This window comes from Brachyspira pilosicoli (assembly GCF_036997485.1).
Classification (GTDB): Bacteria; Spirochaetota; Brachyspiria; order Brachyspirales; family Brachyspiraceae; genus Brachyspira; species Brachyspira pilosicoli_C.
This window is the reverse complement of the sequence record NZ_JAWLPU010000002.1, coordinates 358,910-380,900: the sequence shown is the minus strand read 5'-3', so window position 1 is coordinate 380,900 and position 21,991 is coordinate 358,910. Positions and strand designations below refer to the sequence as shown.

The following is a 21,991-nucleotide window of genomic DNA, read 5'->3' as shown; positions in this document are numbered from 1 at the left end:
TGAAAATAATATGGTTAGTATAATATCAGATATGGATGGAGTAATATACAGAGGAAATAATTTAATAGATGGTGCTAAAGATTTTATTAATATGCTTTTAGAGAAAAATGTATCTTTTTTATTTCTAACAAATAATGCAGAGCAGACACCAATTGATTTAAAAAGAAAATTAGAATCTCTTGGTATAGACGGTTTGGAGGAGAAACATTTTTTTACGGCTGCGCAGGCAACAGCAAAGTTTATAAAGACCCAACAAGAAAATGGAAGCGCTTATGTTATAGGTACAGGCGGATTAGTAAGCGAGCTTTATAATATAGGCTATAGTATAAATGATGTTAATCCTGATTATGTTGTAGTTGGTAAGACAAGTGCTTTTAATTATGATATGCTTAAAAAAGCTGTTTCACTTATAAATAAAGGTGCAAGGTTTATAGGCTGTAATCCAGATATAACGGACCCTGCTCCAGACGGCGAACTTATACCAGCAGTTGGACCAATACTTGCTGCTATAGAAACTGCCACTGGAAAAAAGCCGTATATAGTTGGTAAGCCAAATCCTGTTATGATGTCTATTGCCAAAAATAAAATTAATGCACACAGCGAAAATACTGTGATGATAGGCGATAGAATGGATACAGATATACTTGGGGGGCTTGGTGCTGGAATGAGAACTTGCCTAGTGTTGTCTGGAGTTACAAAAATTGATATGTTAAAAGAGTTTCCTTATAAGCCAAATTATGTGTTTAATTCTGTAGCTGAAATAGATGTAGATAAACTTTAAGCTGCTACAAAACTTATTGTTTTTTACAGATATATAGTATTTTTCACAATAAAAGATATATAAAAAAGTTATAGCCCTATAAATATAATTTTTATGTTATTGAATAATTTTTAAAACTGTTATAGAATTGTTTACTAAATTACTAATAAAATTAAAATAAATTGTTTAACTAAATAGAGAAATGGCTAAGAGTATTATAAATATAGTTAATATATCAAAAAGATTTATAGACAGAGTTTTGCTTGATGATGTTAATTTGCTTATAGAAGAGAAATCTAAAATAGGTATGATAGGCAGAAATGGAGCAGGCAAGACCACTCTTTTAAAAATTCTTATGGGTATTGAAGAGGCAGATGATGGAGAAATAATATTTTCAGATGATGTGAGGATTGGTTATCTTCGTCAGCAGGGGGATTTTGATGAGAGCGAAAAGGTTATAGATTATCTTGTAAGGGTTAGCGGTAAGGAATCTTGGAAATGTTCTAAGATAGCGAGCAGATTTGGAATTGACCATATAAAAGTAAATTATAATATAGGAAGTTTATCGAGCGGTTATAGAATGAGAGTGAAGCTTGCTGAAATGATGCTTGAGGAGCCTAATTTTTTAATACTTGATGAACCATCAAACTTTTTAGATTTAAATACATTAATAGATTTAGAAAATTTTTTAATGGATTATAACGGAGGTTTTTTAATAGTTTCTCACGATAGGGAGTTTTTAAAAACAACTTGCGATAAGACTGTTGAAATAGAAAAAGGCAAACTTACTTATTTTCCAGGCAATATAGAAGATTATTTTGAATATAAAGAAGAGAAAGAATATACAATAAAAAAATATAATAAGAATGTAGAAGAGAGAAAGGCACATTTAGAGAGATTTGTTGAAAGGTTTAGATATAAGGCATCAAAAGCAAAAGCAGTTCAATCTCGTATAAAACAAATAGAGAAATTAAAAACTATAGAGATTAATCACCCAGCAAAGAGTGTAAGAATAAGGCTGCCTGAAGTTGAATCTAAAAAAGGATTTGCCATTATATCTGATGATTTATCTGTGGGCTATGGTGAAAAGGTGGTAGCTACAAGCAGGAGAATGGAGATACCGAGAGGAAGCAGAGTTGCTGTGCTTGGAGAGAACGGAGAAGGTAAAACCACTTTTTTAAGAACTATAGCAGGAAGGCTTAAGCCTGTATCTGGAAGCTATAATTATTCTTATGGTATAAAGCTCGCTTATTTTGGAGAGGATACTTACAAAAACATCACTGCAAATGATAATGTACTTTCCTATTTAAAAAAGAATGCTAAACAAGGACTTCTAACTCAAGAGCTTTTAACACTTTTAGGAAGTTTTTTATTTTCTGGAGAAGATGTTAATAAAGATGTTAAGGTGTTAAGCGGAGGCGAGATGGCAAGGTTGTCTTTGCTTTGTGCTATTACACAATGTGCAGATGTACTTATATTAGATGAGCCTACTAACCATTTAGATTTTGAAACTGTTGAGGCACTTGCTAATTCTTTGCGTGATTATGGCGGCACTATATTTTTTACTTCGCACGATAGAACTTTTGCAAGTCTTCTTGCTGATACCATAATAGAAGTTAAAGACAAAAAACTTTCTCTATATAATGGCGATTATGAGGCTTATGTTTATAAGGTTCGTTTGGAGGCATTGGAAGAAGAAGAGAGAGAGTTAGAATATCAAGAAGCTAATAACAGTAAAGAAGCAAATATTGCAGAAAAAAATAATAGCAATTACGAAGAGCGAAAAAAGATTAGAAATAGGCTTTCTAAGGCTGAATCTATGTTAAAAAAATATGAGAAGGAAATAGAAGATTATAAGAAAGAAGAAATTGATATATTAAAGTTTTTTGAAAAAGATTATAATGATGATAAGAGCAAAAGGTTATTAGAGGTTAAAAAATTAATAGAAGAAAAAGAAAATGATTGGCTTTTAATCAATGAAGAGATTGATAGTATAAAGGCTATGTTGGAATAAAAATAATAAAATATAAAAATAGGTGTATTGGAGGATTAAAATAATGAGAATTTTTAAAAATGCTAAAATATATTCTATGGATAAAAATGATAGCATTTATGAAGCTGTTGCTGTTGATAATGGAGTTATAGTTTTTGCAGGAAGCAATGAAGAGGTATTAAAAAAATATAAAGATGCCACTGATATAATAGATTTAGAAGGAAAAACAGTGATACCTGGATTTAATGATAGTAATGTTAATTTTGTAATTTATGCACGTTTTAATACTATGTTAGATTTAGGTAATTGCAAATCTATAAAAGAGGTTATTGAGATTGCTAAGAAGGCTGAGAAGTATGATAATTGGCTTATAGGAAGAGGCTGGAATCAGGATTATTTTGAAGAGAAGAGAATGCTTAATAAACATGACTTAGATGAAATATCCAACGAATATCCTGTTGCTTTTAGAAGATGCTGCGGAGAGATGATAGTGGCAAATAGTAAGGCTCTTGAAATTTGCGGAATTACAGAGAGTATGCAATCTGATACTATAGATTTTGAGAATGGTCTTATCTCTTCTAAATCTATGAGTTTAATATTGTCAAAAATAAAATCTCTTGAGATGGATCAATTAAAAGAGATAATATTAGATACACAAGAAGAGTTTTTTAAGATGGGTATTACATCTGTACAGGCTGATGATTTAAGGGGGCTTACTGATTTTGATTATAAAAAGGTAATAGATGCTTATCAAAAACTTCATAGAGAAAAAAAATTAAAGATAAGAGTATGTGAACAGGCAGAGTTTATTAACAAAGAAGATATAGATGATTTTAGGCAATACTATTACTACCAATATATTAATGATAACAGATTTAAAGTAGCACGTATAAAACTTGTTATAGATGGCGGTATAGGTTCAAGAACCGCTTTACTTAGAGAAGATTATAATGATGCTCAAGGTGTTAGAGGGGTGAGCCAGTACAAACAAGATGAGCTTGATGAGTTGGTAAGATATGCAAATAGTTTAGATTATTCTGTTATTATACAGGCCACTGGGGACGGTGCTATAGAGATGGCATTAAACTCAATAGAGAAAATTAAAGATACTAAAGATTTTAAATATAGAAGAAACGGTTTAATAAATTGTCAGATAACAGATAAAAAATTATTAGAGAGAATAAAAGAGTTAAATGTTTGTATATATTATCATCCTATATTTTTGAATTATGATATGCATATAGTTGAAGAGCGTGTTGGCGAGGAGAGGGCTAAAACAAGTTATGCTTACAAAACCGCTATGGATATGGGGATTAATATAGGTTTTGGTACTGCTGGTCCTGCTGGCGGAATTAATATAATGGAAGGTATTCACTGTGCTGTTAATAGAGAAGATTTAAATGGTTGGCCAGAAGGCGGTTGGATGCCTGAAGAGAAACTTACTGTTAAAGAGGCTGTTTATTTATATACTATGGGAAGTGCCTATTTGTCTTCTGAAGATAAACTTAAAGGAAGTATAAAAGAAGATAAATTAGCAGATTTCATTGTATTAGATAGAGATATTTTTGAAGTTGATAAAAAAGAAATAAAAGATATTAAAGTATTAAAAACTATCATTGATGGGGATATTGTATATAGCAGTGATAATTGATTTTCTTATTGATTAAATAATAAATTAGTATATGATTATTATATTATGTTTATAGAAGATTTTAAGTTTGTATTTCTTTTTGTAGTTGTACCTGTGCTAATATTTTTTTTAGTTACTTCTCGTTTTAAAGTAAATAAAGTATTATCTGTATTTACTAAGAACACTAATTTTAAAAACGATAAAAATTATAAAAGAATATCAAAGCTGAGAATATTTTCTGCTTCATTTTTAATACTTGCATTATCATTATCAATATTTGCATTAATGCAGCCTAAATGGGGTATAATAGAGCAAAAAATTAAAACTGATAATTATATGATAACTATATTATTAGATTTATCTCGTTCTATGGAGGCTGATGATGTATGGCCTTCAAGATTAGAAAGGGCTAAATTGGAAATAGAAGATTTTGTAAAGAATACTGATAATCTTTCTGTAGCTTTAGTTGGGTTTGCGGGCACTAGTTTTGTTGCTTCGCCTTTCACTCAAGATATGGAAACTTTTTCTTATATATTAAATGAATTGAATACTAAATCTGTAACTTTGCAGGGCACTAGAATTGCTGATGCTTTGGTTACTGCAAAAAACACTTTTAATGTTAATATTCCAGGCAAGAAGTCAATTATACTTATAACAGACGGTGAAGACCATGCGGGGTATTTTGATAATATATTAAAAGAGTTAAAAGATAATGATATTAGTGTTTATACTGTTGGGGTTGGTTCTGAACTTGGAGCTGCTATAAAAAGCGATATTGGATATTCTGAAAAAACTGTTATATCAAAAAGAGATGATAAAACATTAAAATTAATAGCAGATTCTACAGGCGGTAAATCCTATATTTCTGATAATGTATCTTTAAAAGCTATATTTGATGATATAAAAAATAATATGGATAGCGTTTCAACAATAAAAAATAATAGAAGCTATAAAGATAGATTTCAAATATTTTTGCTTGCTTCTACTATTTTAATTATAATTGCTAGTATATTAAATATATTGACTCAAAAAAGAGTTCTTTACAAAAATAATAAAAGTAGTATCATTAAAGATACCAAATAAATAGGTGATTTGCATTGTGTTGTTTAGAATAAAAGTATTACTTCTATTTTTAATATTATTTTCAAGCTCTTATGCTTTATCTTTAAATGAGTTTACAGCGAAGATTGATGTTGATAGAGCTAATAGATTATTAAGAAAAGGAGATTATGATAATGCCATAAGCTTGTATGAGAAGGCTTTAAGTAAGTTGCCGAAATCCCCTGAAATATATTATAATATGGCTACTACTTTATCTTCTATGGGAGATATGGAGTCAGCAGTTCAAGCATTTGATATGGCTAAAAAAAATTTTACAGAAAAAACTCCTAAAGATATAAAAAACTCAACTTATTATAATGCCGGTATAAGCAAAATAGAAATGGAAGATTATGCTGGCGCTATAGAAGAATTAATAGAAGCTTTGGTTAATAATCCTAATGATAATAATGCAAAAAGTGCTTTAGAATATGCCAAAAAGAAATTAGAAGAGCAGAAAAAAAATAGCGGAGAGTCTGCCCAAAATAACAATAATGATAATCAAGATAATGCCAACTCTAATCAAAATAGCCAAGATAATAATGATAATCAAAATAATCAGGATAATCAAAATAGTAATAATGGCAATAATCAAGATAATCAAGAAAATCAGGATAATCAAAATAATAATCAGAACAATGATAATCAAGAAAATAATAATCAAAATAATAACCAAAATGACAACCAAGACAATAATGAGAATAATCAAGATAATAATAATGGAAACAACAACCAAAATGATGAAGAGCAAAATGCACAAACTGATATTGATAGACTGTTAGATTCTTTGAGACAATATAGAAAAGATAAAGAAAATGATGACCAATATTATGGCGGAGGAAGAATTGATAAAGACTGGTAAAGTAATAACTATTGTATTATTTTTATTAAATGTTTCTGTCTTATTTTCTCAAACTACAATTACGGCTAAACTCTCCGATGAAAAAATAGGTGTGGGTGAGCTTTTTAGTTTATCCGTAACTATTAATAATACAAAAGGAAAAGTTACTATACCAAACATAGACGGTTTACTATTAAGAGGAACTTCGCAAACAAGAAATATGACGTTAAGCGGGGGAACTTTTAAATCTATTCAAACCTATAGCTATACTTATGTGGCAAATAGGGTTGGAGTATATAAAATAGATAATATCACTGTAAAAATAGATAATACAACTTATAAGGCAAATCCGGTTGTTTTAGAGGTTGTAGATGATCCTGTTAGAACAAAACAAAATGATGCTCCTGATTCTGATTCTTTTGATAGCTTTATGAATTATTCTGAAGATATACATGTTGAAAATACAATAAATAAAAAAGAAGTATATTTGTATGAGCCTATATATATCACACAAAAAGCATATACTCATGTTCCTGTTAATGTAGTCGGCATATCTAAAATAGCTGACAGAACAGATTTTATTTCTTATACAGATTCTTCTGAATACAACTCTTTTACAGAGATAATTGACGGCAAGAGAGTGAGTGTTATACCATTAAAAAAAGAAGTATTATACGCTTTAAAAGAGGGAGATAAAAGTATTATCACTACTGAATTTGTTTTTGAAAAGAATAATATGTTTTTTGATAGAGTGCTTTATGGAGAAGAAGAGTATAATATAAAGGTACTGCCTCTTCCTGATAATACTGGATACAAAAACTTTTCCGGCGGGGTTGGTGAGTTTGATTTTACTGTTAAGGCTAATAAAACTAATTTAAAAATAGGCGAAGAGGTTGTTGTTAGTTTAGAGGTTTCTGGAGAGGGAAATACTTCTATTATAAATATGCCTAGTATTGATACAAACATCAATAAATATTTTTCTGTTTATCAGCCTAAAACTTATGAAACTAATTGGTTTGAAGATGATAGAATGATGGCTAAAAAGACAAAACAATATGTGATGGTGGCTACTAATAGCGGAGAGTTTAGCTTGTCAAATATCGCTTTTTGTTATTTTTCTCCAGAGGCTAAAAGTTATAGTAATGTTTATTCAGAAAATATATCTTTTAATATGATGGGCGGCAATATTGACTCTTCTTCTTTTATTGATAATAATAATCAGCCTAATGTTATTAATATTAGAGATACTTACATTAAAAAAAATGAAAAATATTTTAATTTGTTAAACATCAATATTATTTATATATATATTCTTATTTTGATAATATTTTCTTTTATTATAGTATTTTCAAAAAAGATTAAAACATTATCTTTGGCACATTCAAATAATAATAAAGAGTCTGGTATTAGTATAATGATTTCAAATTATAATGAAGGAAATAGAGAAGAGTATTGTAAAAGTGTTATTTCGTATATAGAAAAAGAGATTAAAAAGAAATCAAATACAAACTCCAAAGATATTTATTTAGACTTAAAGGGCAGAGTAGAAGAAGAAAAAATAAAAGAGATAAAGTCTATAATAGATTCTTGTGAGAGAGAGCTTTATTCTGGAAATAAACAAATTGAAAATATAGATTATCATAGTAAGGCTATTGAGATAATTACTAATATTAACAAAAAGAAGTAATTGGACTTTTATTTATGTGTATAAAAAAAATTATTATAATGTTTTTACTTTTTGGATGCAATTTCCTTTTTGCTCAAAATGATTTGGAAAGTATTAATAATATATTTAAAAGTGCAAATGATTTATATAATCAAGGGCAATATATAGAAGCTAATAATTTGTATCTTAATTTAATAAGCTCTAATGTGGTGTCTAAAGATTTGTATTATAATTTAGCTTCTTCATATTATGAGATTAATAGTAATGGTTATGCAGTATTATGGTATGAGAGGGCTTTGAATATAGAGCCTTTTGATAAAGAGATTAAAAACAATATAAATAAAATAACAGAAAGAAAAGATTATGATTCTTTTTATATAATTGGATTTTATATAGCTTTAGTTTTATTTGTGTTTTTTAGTGCATTTTTATTTGTATTATTCATTAAAAATAAAAACATAAATTGGTTATTATTGATTAGCTCTATTATTTTTCTTATTTTTTCCATATATTCATATAACATCATAATATCAGATTATATTATAATTGTTAAAAACACTAACATATATAGCGGAAGCAGTGTAAAGTCTGATATTGTTTCGAGTGTGTATGAAGGTGAAAAATTTAAAGTGATAAAAGAATCATCTAATTGGTATTATGTTAACGGCATATCAAAGGGCTGGATTAACAAAGAGTATTTGGAGAAGATATAATTATTTTTTCTTTACATACTTTCTTATAAATCTGCTTATAATCATAATAAACCCCATGATTCCAGATAATAAAAAACCAACAAGCCCAACTAATGATATACCATGTATTAGAGGCGGCATTTTTGTAGCTATTATGAGTCCGCTTGAAATGATTAATGAAGCTAATACTATAGAATAACTTAATCTATCTCCCAAACTGTCTAAAGTATTTGCAAGAGTGTCGAGTTTTTTATGTTCAAGCTGTATTCTAATATTTCCTTTTCTCATTAGGTTTATAACTTCACCTAAATCGGAAGGCACATTTTTTAAAACATGAAAATAATCATTAATTAAATTCCTCGATTGTTTTAATAGATTATCAGGTTTTAATTGTTCTTTAACATATTTAAAAGCAAAAGGCTTTATATGTTCTACCAATTTAAGGTCTTTATCCAAATCTCTTCCAACCCCTTCTAATACTATTAAAGATTTTATAAGAAGCATTATATTTCCAGAGAGCATTAATCTAAACTCTCTTATTATAGATATAAGTTCATTAAATATATCTTCTATGTTTATGTTTTCTAATGGCATATCTATATATTTATTTACCAGCATAAATATAGCCATATTAAAATCTTCCATATTCTGTATTTCGCTATGATTACACAAATCTAATACAGCTTTAGCAAGATTAATATAATCAGCATTATTGATGCTCATTATAAGAGAAGAGAAAGCCTCTTTTGAAGTAGGAGGTATAAACCCAATCATACCAAAATCTAAAAAACATAATACATTATTATCTAAAGCCATTAAATTACCAGGGTGCGGGTCAGCATGAAAGAAACCTAATTTAAATATCTGCTCTAATACACAATCAACACCAATAGAAACTAACTTTTTTCTATCATATTTTGTATCATCAGGACTAATATCAGAGATCTTAATTCCTTCTATATATTCCATAGTTAATATATTTTTTGTGCTGTATTCTTCGTAGATTTTAGCTATTTTTATATTTTTATTATTTTTGAAAAACTTTTGAAATTTTATAGTGTTATTTTTTTCGAAATTAAAATCTAATTCCTGTAAAAGCTGATTTTTAAAAGCCTTTATTAATTTTTCCGGTCTTATCAAAGCAAACTCTTCATTATATTTTTCTAATATAGAAGAAAGCCAAGTTATTATTTCAATATCATTAAGTATATTTTCTTCTATGTTTGGTCTTTTTACTTTTATAGCAACTTTTTCACCAGTTTTTAATACAGCAGTATGCACTTGAGAAATTGAGGCACTTGCTTTAGGAGTAGTATCAAAAGATTCAAAAGCTTCAGTTATAGTTTTTTTCAATTCTTGTTCTACTATTGCTACGGCTTCTTTTTCATCAAAAGGCTTAACATTATTTTGAAGTTTTTTTAATTCATCAATAATGTCTTTAGGAAGTATATCGCTTCTATTTGAAAGTATTTGACCTAACTTTACAAATGTAGTGCCAAGTTCTTCGCAGGCCATTCTTATTCTCTGACCTCGTGTGTAGCCTCTTAAATCTATACCTTTGTATTTTACGTTAAATTTCTGTATTGGATTTTTTACTAATTTTAGTATAGGCGTAACAGCAATTATATCTTTAAAACCGTATGCCATTATAACTGATATAATTTCTTTTGTTCTATTTAAAGACTTTTTTCCTTTCACAATATGCCCCAAATGTTTTAATAATGTTTATAATTTACAAATTACTGCTGATTGTTTATTTTGCTTTTTAATTCTTCTAACTCTTTTTTTATAGCATCATATTCTTCTTTTTTTACATATCCAGCTTTATCCATAGTAGTTTTTATTCTTTCATCTAAATACTGAGTAATTTCTTCTTTAGTTTCATTAGCCTTAGTAACCATTTCTTTTACAAATTTCTCGCCTTCTTCAGTGCTCATATTCTTATCTTTTATAAACTCTTTTGCTGCTTCTTCTACTTTTTCTTTGCCTTTAAGCATAAATCCTATACCAGTATAAATGCCGGATTTTATTTCATCTGAAATACCCATAATTATTCCTCCTAAAAAGTATTAATTTTATATATTATAATTATCTTTTTTTTAAATAAAAAGTCAACACTCTTAAATTACATATTTGTATTTTTTTGAATTATATTTTATTAGATAACATAATTTTTTTATCAAAATATTTGTTTTTGCTATTGCAATATTGTTAGAAGTATTATATAATATATACAAAAATAAGATAAGGGGAAGATGTATGAAGTCATTTTTCAAACATTTCAATCAAACTAACATATCTATTATTCTCCTATCTCTCATTATTATCCTGTAAAGTTTCTATCATAAAAAACAATACACATACATAAAAAAATAAAACAAAAATAATAATTATATTCTGTTATATTTGTATATATTTATAATACTATATATAGAATTTAGTAGATTTTAGGAGATTTTTATGCAATTGAACGGTTCAGACATCTTAATTGAAGTTTTAATAGAGGAGGGAGTAGATACTGTATTTGGTTATCCGGGCGGAGCTGCTTTAAACATATACGATGCTATTTATAAATATAGAGATAAAATAAGGCATATAATGCCAGTTGATGAAACAGGAGCCTGTCATGCAGCTGATGGGTATGCAAGAGCAAGCGGAAAAACAGGAGTAGTAATTGCAACAAGCGGACCGGGAGCTACTAATTTAGTAACACCATTAGCTACAGCATATATGGATAGTGTGCCTTTGATTGCTATTACTGCAAACGTGCCTACAAGTTTGATAGGTAAAGATTCTTTTCAAGAGGTTTATATTGCAGGAATAACAATGACTATTACAAAACATAATTTCGTTGTTAGAGATGTTAATGATTTGGCTGATACTATTAGAAAGGCTTTCTATATAGCAAATACTGGAAGAAAGGGACCTGTTTTAATAGACATACCAAAAAACATTACAATAGCAGAAACAGAATTTACTAAAAGACAAAAAATTACTCCAAAACAAGTTCAAATAAGTTCTGAAGATGAAAACACTATAAAAGAAGTAGCAAAATTAATAAATGAATCTAAAAAGCCTATCATATATTTTGGAGGAGGGGCTAAAGATTCAAGCGACAAATTAAGAGAGTTTATGATTAATACTAATATCCCTTCAGTGCATACCTTAATGGGGGCTGGTGTATTAGGATATAATGATAAATTAAATATAGGGCTTTTGGGAATGCATGGCTCTGCTACTGCCAATAAGGTTATGAATGAAGCTGATTTAATACTTGCTATTGGTACTAGGTTTAGTGATAGGGTTGCTTTGAATACTTCTAAATTTGGAGGAGCCGCTAAAAAGGTGCATATAGACATTGACAGAAGTGAGATTAATAAAAATGTTAATGTTGATTATAGCATAATAGGCGATTTGAATGATGTATTAGATAGGTTTAATAAACTTGTAAAAAGAGTGAAAGATGATGAATGGGTAAAATATTTATCTGATTTAATATCAAAAGAAAAAGAAGAAAATTTTAAGAGAAACACTAATAAAGACGGCATTTATCCAAGCAGAGTTATGAATATAATAGGTGATAAAACTAAAGATGATGCTATTTATGTTACAGATGTAGGTCAGCATCAGATGTGGGCTGTTCAGTATATACGTCATACTAAACCAAGGAGCTTTATAACAAGCGGAGGTTTGGGAACTATGGGCTTTGGATATGGAGCTGCTTTAGGCGTTCAGGTGGCTAAACCAGATAGGAAAGTCATACATATAACAGGAGACGGTTCTTTTTATATGAATTTAAATGAAGTAGCAACAGCTGTTGAGTATAATTTACCTATTATAACTATAATACTTAATAATAGTACATTGGGTATGGTTAGACAATGGCAAACTATATTTTATGACAAAAGATACTCAAGTACAGATATAAATAAAAGAATGGATTATGTAAAAGTTGCCGAAGGTTTTGGGGCTAAAGGTTTTAGATGCGAAACTATAAGTGAATTTGAAAGTGTTTTTGAAGAGGCATTAAAATGCAAATCTCCTGTGTGGATAGAATGTGTTATAGATAAAGATTTGAGAGTTTTGCCTATGATTCCAGCTGGCGGAACAGTAGATGATATAATAGTAGATTAAAAATAGTAGGAGTGAAAAATGAATAGCAAACAAAGAAGAGTTTTAGTTTTATTTGTAGATAATAGTTCTGGTGTATTAAACAGAATTACATTATTATTTAGTCAAAAAGGTTTTAATATAGAAACTATTACTTGTTCAGTAACTTGTGTTCCAAGTATATCAAGAATGACTATAGTTACAGAGGGAGATGATTTGCATATTACTCAGATTATGAAACAAACTTCTAAACTTATAGAGGTTCATTCAGTTCATTTAATAGACCATTGTAATAGCATAATAAGAGATTTATTATTAGTAAAAATAGAGATAGATGATTCTAATAAACGTAGAATTTGCGATATAACCAATGCTCATAATGGGCTTATACTTGATATAGGAAGTAAGAGCATGATAGTAGAGATTACTGCTTCTGCTTCTATAATAGACGGTTATTTAGAGGCGTTAAAAGATTTTAACATATTAGAGCTTTCAAGGACAGGGGTAACATCAATACAGCTGGGTGATGATGTGCCTGATATGAATATAATAAATAATTTTGATTTTTGATAATTTTAAATAATTTTTAATAAATATTTTTATAAAACTAAAAAAACAAATATTAAGGAGAAATAAAATGATAAAAAAATATTATGATGCTGATTGTAATCTAGGATTATTAGACGGAAAAACCATAGCTATAATGGGATACGGCAGTCAGGGGCATGCTCATGCTCAAAACCTAAAAGACAGCGGAATGAATGTTATAGTAGGACTTAGGAAAGACAGTGCTAATTGCAAAAAGGCTGAAGAAGCAGGATTTAAAGTAATGGAAGTATCAGAAGCTGCTAAGGCTGCTGATATAGTAATGATGCTTGTACCAGATGAGGTTGCTGCTGATATTTATAATAGTCAGGTAGCTCCATATATGAAAGAAGGCAATGTATTAATGTTTGCTCATGGATTTAATATTCATTTTCAATTTGTAATGCCTGCTAAAGATATAGATGTTATAATGGTAGCACCAAAAGGACCTGGACACACTGTAAGAAGTCAGTATTTAGAAGGAAGAGGCGTTCCAAGTTTAATAGCAGTTTATCAAGATAAAAGCGGAAGGGCTAAAGATTATGCATTAGCTTATGCTTCTGGAATAGGTGCAGGACGTGCTGGTATACTTGAGACAACATTTAGAGAAGAAACTGAAACAGACCTTTTTGGTGAGCAAGCAGTGTTATGCGGCGGTGTTACAGAGTTAATGAAAGCTGGTTTTGACACTTTAGTAGAAGCAGGTTATGAACCAGAAATGGCTTATTTTGAATGTATACATGAAATGAAGTTAATCGTTGATTTAATATATTCAGGCGGTTTTGCTATGATGAGATATTCTATTTCAAACACTGCTGAATACGGCGATTACAGAACTGGCAGAAGAATGATAACAGAAGAAACTAGAAAAGAGATGAAAAAAGTATTGAGAGAGATACAAGACGGAACTTTTGCTAGTGAGTTTATACAAGAGTTTAGTGCAGGACGCAAGGCTAAATTTAATGCTACTAAGAGATTAGAGAGTGAGCATAAATTAGAGAAAGTCGGTGCAGAGTTAAGAAAGATGATGAGCTGGATTAAAAAGTAATTTTTATCCAAACTCAGAGCTATAATTAAATATTTTTATATAGGAGTTTTATATTTAAAATTTTTAAGTTTGTAATTTTTTATTGTTCTTTTTCCCGCCGCAAAAAGAACCAAAAAGTGCAAGTAAAAAATAATTATAATGTATATTAACTATGATTGTTTGATATGAATATTAAATTTATATTAAAATATAGCCTTTTTGCTTCTTTGTGGCAACAAAAGAAGTGGGGTCTGGGGCAAAGCCCCAGATATCAAAATAAAAATATAATTTTACACAAGCAAAATTAATAAAAATATTTAATTATACAATGGTTTATTTATAAAAAGGTTTTAACAATGAGAAAGATTAAAATTTTTGATACTACTTTAAGAGATGGAGAGCAGTCTCCTGGTTGTACTATGAATTTGGCTGAAAAATTAGAGATGGCAGCTGAATTAGACAAATTAGGTGTTGATATCATAGAAGCAGGTTTTGCTATATGTTCTGATGATGATTTCAATGCCATAAGAGAAGTAAGTAAGGTTGTAGAAAATGCAAAATTGGTAAGCTTAGCAAGATGCAACAAAAAAGATATAGACAGAGCTTATGAGGCACTTGCTGAGGCAAAACACCCTATGCTTCATACATTTATAGCTACAAGTGATATACACTTAAAGCATAAATTAGAGATGACCAGAGAGCAAGTATTAGAAACTATAAAAGAATCTGTTTCTTATGCTAAAACCAAATTCGAATTTATAGAGTTTTCTGCTGAGGATGCATCAAGAAGCGACAGAGAGTTTTTGGCTAAGGCTTATTCTGTTGCTATTGAGAACGGGGCTACTACTATAAATGTTCCTGATACTGTAGGATATACTACTCCTATTGAAATGGCTGACTTAATAAAATATTTAAAAGAGAATGTTAAAGGTATAGAGAATGTTGATATATCTGTGCATTGTCATGATGATTTAGGACTTGGTACTGCTAATTCTTTATCTGCAGTGTTAGCTGGTGCTACTCAGGTAGAATGTACTATTAATGGTATAGGTGAGCGTGCTGGTAATGCTAGTTTAGAAGAGATTGTAATGGGCATAAAAACAAGAAAAGATTTTTATAATGCTTATACTGATATTAACACTAAACGCATTTATAAAGTTTCAAAATTATTATCTACAATTTCTGGTATGGTGGTTGCTCCAAATAAGGCTATAGTTGGAGCTAATGCTTTTGCTCATGAGGCTGGTATTCATCAACATGGTGTATTGAAAGAACGTTCTACTTATGAGATTATGAATGTTGAAGATATAGGAATACCTCAAAATAAAATGGTATTAGGAAAACATTCTGGTAAGCATGCTTTTAAAGACAGAATTGAATCTTTGGGTTATGACATTGATGATAAAGTCTTAGAGGATAAGTTTACAGAGTTTAAAGCTTTGGCAGATAAGAAGAAGATAGTTACTGATTCTGATATTGAAGCATTGTTAATAGGAAATACAAATATAGAAAATCCTACATACACATTAAAAAGCTTTATGGTTAATGACAGTGATTCAATATCTTCTTTTGCTTCTGTATCTATAATTGACAATAAAGAGAATGTTGTTGAGGCTATAGGAAAAGGAAACGGACCTATTGATGCGGCATTTGGAGCTATTGACTCTGTAACATCAAATAGAGCTAAATTGGTTACATATAGCATTAATGCCATTACAGAAGGTGAAGATGCTTTAGGAGAGGTTATTGTGAGACTTGCTTCTGATAATAAAACAGTTATTGGAAGAGCTGTAAGTACAGATATTATACAGGCAAGTTTGATGGCTTATATTAATGGTTTGAATAAATTATAATTTTTATATAGGGCTTATGCAATTTTTAATATTGTAGAAGCCCTTTTTTATGATATATTATGATTTTATATATTTATGCTAATTAATTATTGAAGGATATAAAAATGACTATCACACAAAAGATTTTAGCTGCACATGCTGGAGTTGATAAAGTTGAAGCAGGTGAGCTTATAATGGTTAGAACCGATTTAGTTTTAGGCAATGACATAACAAGTCCTGTTGCTATAAATGAATTTGAAAAGCATGGTTTTAATAAAGTTTTTGACAAAGAAAAAATAGCTTTGGTTATGGACCATTTCGCTCCAAACAAAGATATTAAAGCTGCAGAGCAGTGCAAACAATGTAGAGATTTTGCTAATAAGCATGATATTACTCATTATTATGATGTGGGTGATATGGGTGTTGAGCATGCACTTTTGCCAGAAAAGGGTTTAGTTGCTCCTGGTGAAGTTATAATTGGGGCGGATTCTCATACTTGTACTTATGGGGCTTTTGGTGCTTTTTCTACTGGTGTTGGAAGTACAGATATGGCTGCTGCTATGGCTACTGGAAAGGTTTGGTTTAAGGTCCCTGCTGCTATTAAGTTTAATCTTAAAGGAAAGTTAAAGCCAAATGTATCTGGAAAAGATGTTATACTTCATATTATAGGTATGATAGGAGTTGACGGTGCATTATATAAATCTATGGAGTTTAGGGGAGAGGGTGTTTCATCTCTTACTATGGACGACAGGGCTTGTATTTCTAATATGGCTATTGAGGCAGGCGCTAAAAACGGAATATTTGAAGTTGATGACAAAACTATAGAATTCTTGAAAGACATAGTAAAAAGAGATTATACTATTTTTAAAGCTGATGATGATGCAGTTTATGAAAAAGAGTATGATATTGATTTATCTGCAATTGAGCCTACAGTTGCTTGCCCGCATTTACCTGAAAACACAAAAGAAGCTAAAGAATTAAAAGACATAAAAGTTGATCAGGTTGTTATAGGTTCTTGTACTAATGGAAGATTATCCGACATGGCTATAGCTGCCAACATTTTAAAAGGAAAAAAAGTAGCTAAGAATGTAAGATGCATAATTATTCCTGCTACGCAGAAAGTTTATAAAGAGTGCATAAAATTAGGCTATATGGATATATTTATTGACGCTGGTTGTGCAGTATCAACTCCTACATGCGGACCTTGTTTAGGCGGATATATGGGAATACTTGCACATGATGAGGTTGCTGTTACTACAACTAATAGAAACTTTGTTGGAAGAATGGGAGATAAAACTTCAAAAGTATATTTGGCTAGTCCTGCTACAGCAGCATATAGTGCTTTGACAGGATACATAACAGAGCCTAAATAATAGAAATATTTCAAAATGTATTTAGAATAATTAAGTATAAAATTTTTTAATTATAGATATAATACATTATATAAATTATAATTTTGGATATAAAATTGCAGTCCTTTTGCTTCTTTGGGTCACCAAAAGAAGTGGGGTCTGGGGCAAAGCCCCAGAAATATTTACAACAAAATATAAAATTTTTAGTGTATTTAATTAATTTTACGGCTTAAAGTTTTTAGGAATGTAGTTTTTTATAGCCGTATTTATTATTAATAATAATTAAATTAGGAGAAAATATGAAAGCTAAAGGTTTCGTTCATAAATATGGAGATAATGTTGATACTGATGTTATCATTCCTGCAAGATATTTAAATACTGCTAATCATACAGAGTTGGCTTCTCATTGTATGGAAGATATTGATAAAGATTTTGTAGGCAAGGTTAAAGCAGGCGATATAATGGTGGGAGGAGAGAATTTCGGATGCGGTTCTTCAAGAGAGCATGCTCCTATTGCTATTAAAGAATCTGGTATATCCTGCGTTATAGCTTCATCTTTTGCTAGAATATTTTATAGAAACTCTATTAACATAGGGCTTGCTATATTAGAATGCGATGAGGCTAGTAAAAAAATAAATGCTGGTGATGAGGTTGAAGTTGATTTTGACAGCGGTATTATTACAAACATTACTAAAAATGAAAGCTACAAAGCAGAGCCTTTTCCAGAGTTTATAAAAAATATTATTAATTCTAATGGGCTTTTGAACTCTTTAAAAAATTAATTTAAGGGATAATTATTTATGGAAAAAAATATTGTTGTTATTGAAGGGGACGGGGTTGGTCCTGAAATTATTTCTAAGGCTATTGATGTATTAAAAAAAATAGAGCAAAAATATTCTCATAAATTCAATTTAGAATATGTTGATATGGGCGGAGCTTCTATAGATAAATATGGAGTTCCTTTAACTGATGAAAATTTAGAAAAATGCAAATCTTCTGATTCTGTGCTTTTGGGTGCTGTTGGAGGACCTAAATGGGATAATGTTCTTCCAGAAAACAGACCAGAGAAAGGGCTTCTTAAATTAAGAAAAGGTATGGGGCTTTATGCTAATATTAGACCTATAAAAATGCTTAAACCATTAGAATATGCTTCACCTCTAAAAGAAATTATCACTAAAAATGATATTGATTTTGTTATAGTGAGAGAGCTTACAGGGGGAGTATATTTTGGAGAGCATAAATTTGAAAACACTAATAACACAAAAAAAGCAATAGACATTATGCCTTATGATGAAAATGAAATAAAAAGAATAGGTAAGGTTGCTTTTGAGATGGCTAGAAAACTTAAAAAGCCTTTAACTTCCGTTGATAAAGCTAATGTGCTTCATACTTCTAAATTATGGCGTGAGGTTATGAATAATTTATCAAAAGAGTATAGCGACATTAAATATAATGATATGTATGTTGACAATGCTGCTATGCAGATTATTGCTAATCCTTCTCAATTTGGTATTATAGTTACAGAAAACATGTTTGGAGATATACTTTCTGATGAGGCTAGCGTTATAACTGGTTCTATTGGTATGGCTCCTTCTGCAAGTCTTGCTGATAATACAGTTGGCATGTATGAGCCTATTCATGGTTCTGCTCCTGATATTGCAGGTAAGGATTTGGTTAATCCTATAGGTACTATACTTTCTCTTGCTATGATGTTTAGACATTCTTTTAATTTAGATAAAGAGGCAGAAAATATAGAAAATGCCGTTTATAAAACCATAGAAGAAGGCTATAGAACTATAGATATTATGCCTAAAGATAAAAATATATCTAATTTATACAAATTAGTAAAATGTTCTGAAATATCAGACATTATTGTATCTAACATATAATAATTAATTGTTAAATAATTATTTGTATTATAGTTCATATTTACTTGATTATGATAATATAATTATGTAATTTAACTTGACAATTTAATTTTAATGTACATAATTATATTATATAGAAAAAATTAGGATTTGTATAAGTGGAATATAATGATAAAGAAACTATTTTAGAATTGCAGGAAGATAATAAACTTCTCGCTTCTAAAATAGACATCTATAAAGAAGAGATAAATGAATTAAAGCAAAAATTGGAATATGCACAGAAGTTTTTTGTTTTGTATGAAAATATTATGGAACAATCCAGAAGCGAAACTAAAGACCTTACTAATAAAGTAAAAGAATTAGAGGCGGAGATTAAAAGGCTAAAGAATGCATAATATTTATTATCCTAATAATAAAAATGATAATATATATATAGCTGTGCTTTCTAAAGAATCGAATGTAAATCCTAAAGACATTACTTTAGAATATAGAGACAATCAAGAGAAGACTTTTTTTAATACTATTGGTTTTGATATTAATAAAGCCATTTTTATGAATCAAGTCCATAAAGATAATATAGTAAAAATAGATGAAACTAATATTAATTTATTTGGAAGCAGAGAAAAATTAGTTAAAGAAACTGATTCTATAATAACCAGCTTAAAAAATATTCCATTAGTAGTTCAGACAGCTGATTGTGTTCCTATAATACTTTATTGCAGTGAAAGTAATTCTATGGCGGCAATTCATTCTGGTTGGAGAGGTACAGTTCAAAATATTACAGAAAAAACTATTAATACTATGATAAAAGAATATAATGCTAATCCATCTAAAATGTATGCTTATATTGGTCCTTACATAGCTTTAAAAGATTATGAAGTAGGCGAAGAAGTAGCAATTCATTTTAAAAATAAAACTATAATTAATAATAAATGGCATATTGATAATGGTTTAGAAGTAAAGAGTCAAATGATAGAATGCGGTATTTTAGAGAATAATATTGAACTTTCTAATCTTAATAGTTATGATGATAATTTTTATTCTTATAGAAGAGATGCTCTTCAGATTGGAAGAATGCTTACTATAGGGGTATTAAAATAATTTTAAATTTCTTTATCCTCACGCTAAACATATTTTATAAATTATATAAATTTCATTTTTTAATTTTTTTATATTTATATAAAATTATTAACCGTGCGGTAAATTTGCTCATAATCAAAATATTATAATCTCTTTGACAATTATTATTTTAGTATTATAATATTTAAAAAAGTATTTTAATTAAAAAGGTTTACTAATTATGTATGAAATGAAAGCAGTTGTTGGTACTAGTCAAATTGATAAAGACGGACTTTTAAAAACTTCATCAATATTTGATTTAATGCAGGATTGTTCATTTTTTCAATTAGATTCTGAGGAAGAACTTACAAAATATTTTAATGAAAATAATGTTAGTATGTTTTTAGTATCAAGACAGGTTGATATATACAAGCTTCCAAAATATAGCGACAAAGTTATAGTGCGTACTTATGTGTATGAATGCAATGAGGCTTACGGATACAGAAACACTGTGATATATGATGAGAATTATAATGAGCTTGTTATTTGTTATGCTATAGGCGGGTTTGTTGATTTATCCAATGGTAATTTAATTAGAGTACCTTCTGATTTTATTAAAAAAATTAAATTTGATAAAAAGCAGGAAATGAATTATTTGCCTAGAAAGATAAAAGTTGATAATAATACTTTAAAAGAAGTTGATAGATTTAAAGTAAAAAAATATTTTATAGATGATAATAATCATGTGAATAATGCAAGATATATTGATATGGCAATAGATTATGTAGAAGATAATTATAAAAGAATAAGAATAGAATACAGGGTTCCAGCTGCTTTGGGAGACACTATTGTTGTAAAGAAAGCTGTAATTGATGATAAAGTTTTACTAAAGTTTGATAGTGAAGATAATAAAACTTATGCTATATTAGAGTTTTCTTATAATTTATAAATAATTTTACATTGTTTGTTATAAATTGATTTTAATATTAGAAACAATATATATAAAAAGGAAATAAAATTATGAAAATTGCTATAGGCTGCGATCATTCAGCTGTTGAATTAAAAAAAGAGGTAATAAAATATTTAGAGGAATTAGGACATACTGTTACTGATTATGGTACACATACCACAGATAGTGTTGACTATCCAATATATGGGAAAAAGGTTGCTGATGCCATTGTAAGTAAAGAATGTGAATGCGGAGTTTTAATATGCGGAACTGGTATAGGTATTTCACTTGCTGCTAATAAAGTTAAAGGCATAAGAGCGGCAGTTTGCAGTGAGCCATATTCTGCTAAACTTTCCAAACAGCATAACAATTCTAACATCATAGCTTTTGGTGCGAGAGTGGTAGGAGTTGACTTAGCTAAGATGATAGTAAAAGAGTGGCTTGATGCTGAATATGAAGGCGGAAGACATGATAGGAGAGTTGCCTTACTTACTAAAATAGAGAACGGCGAGGAAATCTAATTTAAACT

Annotated in this window: 20 protein-coding genes; 18 read left to right on the top strand and 2 right to left on the bottom strand. The window is 29.2% G+C overall.

Features of this window, described 5'->3' with window-relative positions:
* Positions 1–10 precede the first annotated feature (10 nt).
* The 7 genes from R4I97_RS07025 to R4I97_RS06995 all read left to right on the top strand — a co-directional run bounded on the left by R4I97_RS07025 (position 11) and on the right by R4I97_RS06995 (position 8,701).
* Entirely contained in the window at positions 11–781 is a 771-nt protein-coding gene (locus R4I97_RS07025; protein WP_335784365.1) for an HAD-IIA family hydrolase, read from the top strand.
* Between the two features lie 181 nt (positions 782–962).
* Positions 963–2,774 (top strand): ABC-F family ATP-binding cassette domain-containing protein, encoded by a 1,812-nt coding sequence (locus R4I97_RS07020; RefSeq protein WP_335784364.1) that lies wholly within the window; start codon positions 963–965, stop codon positions 2,772–2,774.
* 43 nt (positions 2,775–2,817) lie between these two features.
* Positions 2,818–4,404: an amidohydrolase gene (locus R4I97_RS07015; protein WP_335784363.1), complete on the top strand. Its 1,587-nt coding sequence runs from the start codon at positions 2,818–2,820 to the stop codon at positions 4,402–4,404.
* 45 nt (positions 4,405–4,449) lie between these two features.
* A complete protein-coding gene (locus tag R4I97_RS07010; protein ID WP_335784362.1) occupies positions 4,450–5,466 on the top strand; it encodes a vWA domain-containing protein in 1,017 nt (338 codons plus the stop codon).
* Positions 5,467–5,482: 16 nt separating this feature from the next.
* On the top strand, positions 5,483–6,343 hold the full coding sequence (locus tag R4I97_RS07005) for a tetratricopeptide repeat protein (RefSeq protein ID WP_335784361.1): 861 nt from the start codon (positions 5,483–5,485) through the stop codon (positions 6,341–6,343).
* The gene (locus tag R4I97_RS07000) at positions 6,327–8,009 is read left to right on the top strand and encodes a BatD family protein (RefSeq protein ID WP_335784541.1); all 1,683 of its coding nucleotides are present in this window, start codon (positions 6,327–6,329) and stop codon (positions 8,007–8,009) included. Before R4I97_RS07005 ends, R4I97_RS07000 begins: the two co-directional genes overlap by 17 nt.
* Positions 8,010–8,047: 38 nt before the next feature.
* On the top strand, positions 8,048–8,701 hold the full coding sequence (locus tag R4I97_RS06995) for an SH3 domain-containing protein (RefSeq protein ID WP_335784360.1): 654 nt from the start codon (positions 8,048–8,050) through the stop codon (positions 8,699–8,701).
* On the opposite strand, the gene R4I97_RS06990 is transcribed toward R4I97_RS06995, so the two are convergent.
* Positions 8,702–10,378: an AarF/ABC1/UbiB kinase family protein gene (locus tag R4I97_RS06990; RefSeq protein WP_335784359.1), complete on the bottom strand. Its 1,677-nt coding sequence runs from the start codon at positions 10,376–10,378 to the stop codon at positions 8,702–8,704. It lies immediately after the preceding gene.
* Positions 10,379–10,419: 41 nt separating this feature from the next.
* A complete protein-coding gene (locus R4I97_RS06985; protein ID WP_013243153.1) occupies positions 10,420–10,728 on the bottom strand; it encodes a phasin family protein in 309 nt (102 codons plus the stop codon).
* Positions 10,729–11,140: 412 nt separating this feature from the next.
* Between R4I97_RS06985 and ilvB the strand changes: the two genes are divergently transcribed.
* The 11 genes from ilvB (at position 11,141) to rpiB (ending at position 21,983) form a co-directional block, all read left to right on the top strand.
* Positions 11,141–12,814: a biosynthetic-type acetolactate synthase large subunit gene (ilvB, locus tag R4I97_RS06980; protein WP_335784358.1), complete on the top strand. Its 1,674-nt coding sequence runs from the start codon at positions 11,141–11,143 to the stop codon at positions 12,812–12,814.
* An 18-nt stretch (positions 12,815–12,832) separates the two neighbouring features.
* The gene (ilvN, locus tag R4I97_RS06975; protein WP_335784357.1) at positions 12,833–13,360 is read left to right on the top strand and encodes an acetolactate synthase small subunit; all 528 of its coding nucleotides are present in this window, start codon (positions 12,833–12,835) and stop codon (positions 13,358–13,360) included.
* A 67-nt stretch (positions 13,361–13,427) separates the two neighbouring features.
* Positions 13,428–14,423 (top strand): ketol-acid reductoisomerase, encoded by a 996-nt coding sequence (gene ilvC, locus R4I97_RS06970; RefSeq protein WP_335784356.1) that lies wholly within the window; start codon positions 13,428–13,430, stop codon positions 14,421–14,423.
* Between the two features lie 335 nt (positions 14,424–14,758).
* Complete coding sequence (locus R4I97_RS06965; RefSeq protein WP_335784355.1) at positions 14,759–16,255, top strand: 2-isopropylmalate synthase; 1,497 nt, start codon at positions 14,759–14,761, stop codon at positions 16,253–16,255.
* Positions 16,256–16,359: 104 nt separating this feature from the next.
* Positions 16,360–17,607, top strand: coding sequence for a 3-isopropylmalate dehydratase large subunit (gene leuC, locus R4I97_RS06960; protein WP_014936084.1), 1,248 nt, complete (start codon positions 16,360–16,362; stop codon positions 17,605–17,607).
* Between the two features lie 278 nt (positions 17,608–17,885).
* Positions 17,886–18,368: a 3-isopropylmalate dehydratase small subunit gene (leuD, locus tag R4I97_RS06955; protein WP_335784354.1), complete on the top strand. Its 483-nt coding sequence runs from the start codon at positions 17,886–17,888 to the stop codon at positions 18,366–18,368.
* 18 nt (positions 18,369–18,386) lie between these two features.
* Positions 18,387–19,475 carry a 3-isopropylmalate dehydrogenase gene (gene leuB / locus R4I97_RS06950; RefSeq protein WP_335784353.1) on the top strand — a complete coding sequence of 363 codons (1,089 nt, stop codon included), beginning with the start codon at positions 18,387–18,389 and terminating at the stop codon, positions 19,473–19,475.
* Positions 19,476–19,612: 137 nt separating this feature from the next.
* Positions 19,613–19,849, top strand: coding sequence for a hypothetical protein (locus tag R4I97_RS06945; RefSeq protein WP_013243145.1), 237 nt, complete (start codon positions 19,613–19,615; stop codon positions 19,847–19,849).
* Positions 19,842–20,555 carry a peptidoglycan editing factor PgeF gene (gene pgeF / locus R4I97_RS06940; RefSeq protein ID WP_335784352.1) on the top strand — a complete coding sequence of 238 codons (714 nt, stop codon included), beginning with the start codon at positions 19,842–19,844 and terminating at the stop codon, positions 20,553–20,555. The genes R4I97_RS06945 and pgeF overlap by 8 nt, the downstream gene beginning before the upstream one ends.
* A 199-nt stretch (positions 20,556–20,754) precedes the next feature.
* On the top strand, positions 20,755–21,462 hold the full coding sequence (locus tag R4I97_RS06935; protein WP_335784351.1) for an acyl-[acyl-carrier-protein] thioesterase: 708 nt from the start codon (positions 20,755–20,757) through the stop codon (positions 21,460–21,462).
* 71 nt (positions 21,463–21,533) lie between these two features.
* Entirely contained in the window at positions 21,534–21,983 is a 450-nt protein-coding gene (gene rpiB / locus R4I97_RS06930) for a ribose 5-phosphate isomerase B (protein ID WP_335784350.1), read from the top strand.
* Positions 21,984–21,991: the final 8 nt, after the last annotated feature.

What these genes read in the sequence shown, in the direction of transcription:
- R4I97_RS06935 (WP_335784351.1), top strand. Translation starts at nt 20,755, where the DNA reads ATGTATGAAATGAAAGCAGTTGTTGGTACTAGTCAAATTGATAAAGAC.
- ilvB (WP_335784358.1), top strand. Translation starts at nt 11,141, where the DNA reads ATGCAATTGAACGGTTCAGACATCTTAATTGAAGTTTTAATAGAGGAG.
- R4I97_RS07015 (WP_335784363.1), top strand. Translation starts at nt 2,818, where the DNA reads ATGAGAATTTTTAAAAATGCTAAAATATATTCTATGGATAAAAATGAT.
- ilvN (WP_335784357.1), top strand. Translation starts at nt 12,833, where the DNA reads ATGAATAGCAAACAAAGAAGAGTTTTAGTTTTATTTGTAGATAATAGT.
- R4I97_RS06995 (WP_335784360.1), top strand. Translation starts at nt 8,048, where the DNA reads ATGTTTTTACTTTTTGGATGCAATTTCCTTTTTGCTCAAAATGATTTG.
- leuC (WP_014936084.1), top strand. Translation starts at nt 16,360, where the DNA reads ATGACTATCACACAAAAGATTTTAGCTGCACATGCTGGAGTTGATAAA.
- leuB (WP_335784353.1), top strand. Translation starts at nt 18,387, where the DNA reads ATGGAAAAAAATATTGTTGTTATTGAAGGGGACGGGGTTGGTCCTGAA.
- R4I97_RS06985 (WP_013243153.1), bottom strand. Translation starts at nt 10,728, where the DNA reads ATGGGTATTTCAGATGAAATAAAATCCGGCATTTATACTGGTATAGGA.
- leuD (WP_335784354.1), top strand. Translation starts at nt 17,886, where the DNA reads ATGAAAGCTAAAGGTTTCGTTCATAAATATGGAGATAATGTTGATACT.
- R4I97_RS07025 (WP_335784365.1), top strand. Translation starts at nt 11, where the DNA reads ATGGTTAGTATAATATCAGATATGGATGGAGTAATATACAGAGGAAAT.
- rpiB (WP_335784350.1), top strand. Translation starts at nt 21,534, where the DNA reads ATGAAAATTGCTATAGGCTGCGATCATTCAGCTGTTGAATTAAAAAAA.
- ilvC (WP_335784356.1), top strand. Translation starts at nt 13,428, where the DNA reads ATGATAAAAAAATATTATGATGCTGATTGTAATCTAGGATTATTAGAC.
- pgeF (WP_335784352.1), top strand. Translation starts at nt 19,842, where the DNA reads ATGCATAATATTTATTATCCTAATAATAAAAATGATAATATATATATA.
- R4I97_RS06965 (WP_335784355.1), top strand. Translation starts at nt 14,759, where the DNA reads ATGAGAAAGATTAAAATTTTTGATACTACTTTAAGAGATGGAGAGCAG.
- R4I97_RS07020 (WP_335784364.1), top strand. Translation starts at nt 963, where the DNA reads ATGGCTAAGAGTATTATAAATATAGTTAATATATCAAAAAGATTTATA.
- R4I97_RS07010 (WP_335784362.1), top strand. Translation starts at nt 4,450, where the DNA reads ATGTTTATAGAAGATTTTAAGTTTGTATTTCTTTTTGTAGTTGTACCT.